Annotated in this window: 3 protein-coding genes and 1 pseudogene; 2 read left to right on the forward strand and 2 right to left on the reverse strand. The window is 71.0% G+C overall.

Translation table 11 applies throughout. The features are described from left to right. Positions 1–176: 176 nt before the first annotated feature. Positions 177–974: an ABC transporter permease gene (locus tag ACE3O1_RS08515; RefSeq protein ID WP_374314455.1), complete on the reverse strand. Its 798-nt coding sequence runs from the start codon at positions 972–974 to the stop codon at positions 177–179. Then, positions 971–2,017 carry an ATP-binding cassette domain-containing protein gene (locus tag ACE3O1_RS08520; RefSeq protein WP_374314457.1) on the reverse strand — a complete coding sequence of 349 codons (1,047 nt, stop codon included), beginning with the start codon at positions 2,015–2,017 and terminating at the stop codon, positions 971–973. The genes ACE3O1_RS08515 and ACE3O1_RS08520 overlap by 4 nt, the downstream gene beginning before the upstream one ends. 61 nt (positions 2,018–2,078) lie before the next feature. On the opposite strand from ACE3O1_RS08520, the gene ACE3O1_RS08525 reads away from it, so the two are divergent. Both ACE3O1_RS08525 and ACE3O1_RS08530 read left to right on the forward strand, forming a co-directional pair. Beyond that, positions 2,079–3,101 (forward strand): helix-turn-helix transcriptional regulator, encoded by a 1,023-nt coding sequence (locus ACE3O1_RS08525; RefSeq protein ID WP_374314460.1) that lies wholly within the window; start codon positions 2,079–2,081, stop codon positions 3,099–3,101. Positions 3,102–3,143: 42 nt separating this feature from the next. After that, positions 3,144–4,136 (forward strand): annotated as a pseudogene (locus ACE3O1_RS08530) (hypothetical protein); the annotation flags it as partial.

The following is a 4,136-nucleotide window of genomic DNA, read 5'->3' on the forward strand; positions in this document are numbered from 1 at the left end:
CTCGCCCCCGACGACGCCGAGCCCGAGTCCGAGGGCGAGCAGCACGACCGACGTGACGACGGCGAGGATGCCTCGCCGTGTCGCCATCGTCATTGGACTAAGTTACCCCGCCCCGACCAGTGGTTTTGACGCGGTCGGCGCGCCTCGAAACGTGTTCGGCGAGATACTCCTGCGGGTCAGCTGCTCTTGCGCATCGCCCGGATGCCGGCCCACAGGCCGAGGGCGGCGAGCACGAGGGCGGCGATCCAGCCCCACAGCACCTCGATGGCGCCGAGGTCGCCGGCGAACAGCGCGCGCTCGGCCTGCACGACCCAGTTGACCGGGTTCACGGCAGCGACCGCACGCATCCAGGCGGGCCCGTCGTCGAGCGGGAGCAGCATCCCCGACAGGATCAGCAGCGGGAAGATCAGCGTCTGCTGCACGCCCCAGAAGAGCCACTCCCGGTCCTTCGTCTTGAGGGCGAGCGTGTACGAGAGGGATCCGAGCCCGACGCCGAAGACGGCCAGCAGCGCCAGCCCGATCACGAGCCCCGGGACGTTGATCGTGAACCCGAACGGCCAGGCGATGAGCACGATGAGGAGGGCCTGCACCACGATCGGCGCGACCTCCTTGAGGGCGCGGCCGACCAGCAGCGACGACCGGGCGAGCGGGGCGACGAGGGTGCGCTCGTGCGAGCCCGTCATCATCTCGTATTGGAGGTTCGACCCCGTCGCGCCGGTGCCGAACAGCACGATCATCACGAGCACGCCGGGCACGAACCACTGCAGGGTCTCCCCCACGGGCTGCCCCGACGAGCCGATCAGGAGCGGCGCGAACAGACCCAGGAAGACCAGCGGCTGCACCAGGCTGAAGATCAGCGTGAACGGATCGCGCATCACCGGCTTCAGCTCGCGCGTGAGCACATTCCAGGTGTCGCGGGCGGGGTTGGCGCGCACGGCGGTGTCGCCGCGCGCCTCGGTCTGCTCGATGGTCATCGTTCGGCTCCTTCCATGACGGATGCCTCGGCCGAGGCATCCGCTTTCTCCTCTGTCTCGTCATCCGACGGCTCGCCCTCGCCGGCCTCGCGCAGGGTGCGTCCGGTGAGCGCGAGGAACACGTCGTCGAGCGTCGGCGGCACGCCCGTCGCGCGCTGCGCCTGGATGCCCGCGGCATCGAGAGCCCGGACCGCCGCCGGCAGCAGGGCGTCTCCGGCGGGGGCGGTCAGGGTGACGGATGCCGCGTCCTGACGCACCTCGCGGTCGGTGAGGCTCTGCACGGCGGCGACGGCGGCTGCGGCATCCGCTTCCGTCGCGAAGCCGAGGGTGAGCAGGTCGCCCGCCAGGTTCGCCTTGAGCCGGGTGGCGGTGTCGTCGGCGATGACCCGGCCTTTGTCCATCACCATGACGCGCTCGGCGTAGCGGTCGGCCTCTTCGAGGTAGTGGGTGGTGAGGAAGACCGTCGTGCCGTACTTCGTGCGCAGGTCCAGGATGTGCTGCCACAGGTTGGCGCGGCTCTGGGGGTCCAGTCCGGTGGAGGGCTCGTCGAGGAAGATGAGCGGTGGCGCGTGCATCAGTCCGAGTGCGACGTCGAGCCGGCGCTTCTGGCCGCCCGACAGCTGCTGCACGGAGCGGTTCGCGAACCCTGCCAGGTCCAGCGACTCGATGAGCTCGTCGGCGCGCGTGCGTGCCGCGGCCTTCGACATCCCGTAGAACGCGCCCTGGCTGAGCAGCTCATCGCGGGCGCGCTGGGCGAAGCTCCCGCTGGTGAGCTGCCCGACGTACCCGATGCGGGCGCGCACGTCGGCGGGGCGTCGCAGAATGTCGAAGCCGACGACGCGGGCCGTGCCCGAGGTCGGCGGGATGAGGGTGGTGAGCATGCGCAGACTGGTCGACTTGCCTGCCCCGTTGGGCCCCAGGAACGCCACGAGCTCTCCGCGGGCGACCTGGAACGTGAGGTCGGTGACCGCCTCGACGGTCTTCTTCTTGACGGTGAAGCGCTTGGTGAGACCCTGCGCTTCGATGATCGGTTCGTTCGACATGCCGCAAGGGTAGAAGTCATTGCGGACAGATACGGTCCGCAATGTGTGAAAATCTTGACTCATGTCCGATACGACCACCCGAGCGCTCTCGCTGCTCAACCTGCTGCAGACCCACCGGCACTGGCCGGGGTCGGAGCTCGCCGACCGGCTCGGCGTGACGGAGCGCACGGTGCGGCGCGACGTCGAGCGGCTGCGCGAACTGGGCTACCGCATCGAGTCGATCTCCGGCGCCGCGGGCGGGTACCGGCTCGAGGCGGGGAGCGCCGTGCCTCCGCTGCTCCTCACCGACGAAGAGGCCGTGGCCATGGCGATCGGCCTGCGGGTCGCGGCATCCCAGCGTCTCGTCAGTGGTCCCGAGACGACGATCACGGCGCTCGCGAAGCTCGAGCAGGTGCTTCCCGCGCCGCTGCGCCGTCGCGTCAATGCGCTCGCCGAGACCGTGCAGCCGGCGGGGCTCAACGCCGGTGCGGCCGTGTCGAGCGAGGTGCTCGGCGAACTCGCGCTCGCGTGCCGCGACCACGAGCGCGTGCGGTTCACCTACACCGCGGCGTCCGGCGAGGTCACCGTGCGGCGCGTCGAGCCGCACGCCCTCGCTCCCGCCGACCGGCACTGGTACCTGCTGTGCTGGGACATCGACAAGGCCGACTGGCGCACGTTCCGCGTCGACCGGCTCACCGGCGTCGAGCACACGCGCGTGCTGTTCGAACCGCGGCCTCTCACGCCGGAGCAGATCGAGGAGTTCATCTTCGTCGCGCGCTCGTGGGTGCGCCAGGCGGTGGAGGCGGATGCCGTGATGGACCTCCCCCTCGACGACATGCGCGCGATCTTCGGTCAGTGGGGGCAGGGCGCGACCGACGAGGGCGACGGCCGCACTCGCTGGCCCGTCGGCGGGGCGGACTTCCGCGAGACGATGTACGGCCTCACCTGGATCCCGGCGGGCGTGGAGTACACGACCGACCTCGCCTCGCCGGCGCGCGAGGAGCTGCGCGAGGTGCTGGAGCGGATGCTGCGGGCGCTCGACGCTCCCCCGCCGCCGGTCGCTGCCGACCGCGCGGCGGCCAGAGACCGTCAGCTGCCGGTGTGAGCGGTTGGCCGCCGGTCACACGCCGCTGCTAGGCTCACGCGCATGTTCGCGCTCCGGGGGGCACGCGCGGCTGCCGCGGCGGTCGCCGTCTTCGCACTCGTCTTCGCCGCAGGCCCGGCCGCCGCTCTTCCCGCAGACCAGTTCGGCGTCTACCCGACCTGGAGCGTGGCCGGTTCGTCGGGCGTCTTCACCGCGACGCCGTCCTTTCCGGCGTCGGCCGGCTTCCCCGACACGACGGTCACCTCGTCCGCGACATCCGTGCAGACCTTCTCGGGTGCGAGCAGCTACTACAACGCGACGAGCGCCTTCGGCACCGAATTCGGCACGAGCCGCAACCAGCCGTACCTGAACATCACGACGGCCGCGAGCCAGGCGCCGTCGATCACGAACCTCGACTTCGCCGCGCCGCCGCCCGCGGGATGGGGCTTCGCATTGGGCGACATCGACGCGGACTGGGTCTTCGTGAGGGCATGGGCGGATGCCGCGCGCACCGTTCCGCTGAGCATCGACGAGCTCGGCTTCCAGTCAGCCGGGAACTCCTGCCTGGGATCGCCTCGTCCGAGCGCGTGCAGCACGCCGGGCCTGCTGTTCGAGCCGCCCGTGTGGGTCACGGCGCCCGAGACCTTCGACGGAGTGAACTACGTTCCCGGCACGCTGCGCGGCAGCACGCTGCGCTCGGCGACGGTGACGACACTCGACTCGGCAGGAGCGTACGGCTGGTTCCGCCCGACAGTGCCGCTACGCAGCATCGAGCTGATGTTCGGCCCGCGCGACGGGTTCCCGACCTACAGCCTCACGCTCGCCGCGCCGGCGCCGAAGGCCACGATCACCGGCACGATCACAGGCGCCGAGGGCGCCCCCGTCCCGCCCGGCACCGAGATCGCGCTGCTCGACGGTGACGGGGCTCCGGTGCTCGACCTGGTCGGTGCGCCCGTCACAGCGCCCGTCGAGCCGGACGGGACGTACGCGATCGAGACCGAGCAGCGCGAGACGTACCTGCTCGACCCCGTGGTTCCGCCCGGCTATGTCGATCCG

It is taken from the genome of Microbacterium sp., from assembly GCF_041909575.1.
GTDB lineage: Bacteria > Actinomycetota > Actinomycetes > Actinomycetales > Microbacteriaceae > Microbacterium.

Coding starts and splice junctions, on each gene's coding strand:
- ACE3O1_RS08520 (WP_374314457.1), bottom strand. CDS start 2,017: ATGTCGAACGAACCGATCATCGAAGCGCAGGGTCTCACCAAGCGCTTC.
- ACE3O1_RS08515 (WP_374314455.1), bottom strand. CDS start 974: ATGACCATCGAGCAGACCGAGGCGCGCGGCGACACCGCCGTGCGCGCC.
- ACE3O1_RS08525 (WP_374314460.1), top strand. CDS start 2,079: ATGTCCGATACGACCACCCGAGCGCTCTCGCTGCTCAACCTGCTGCAG.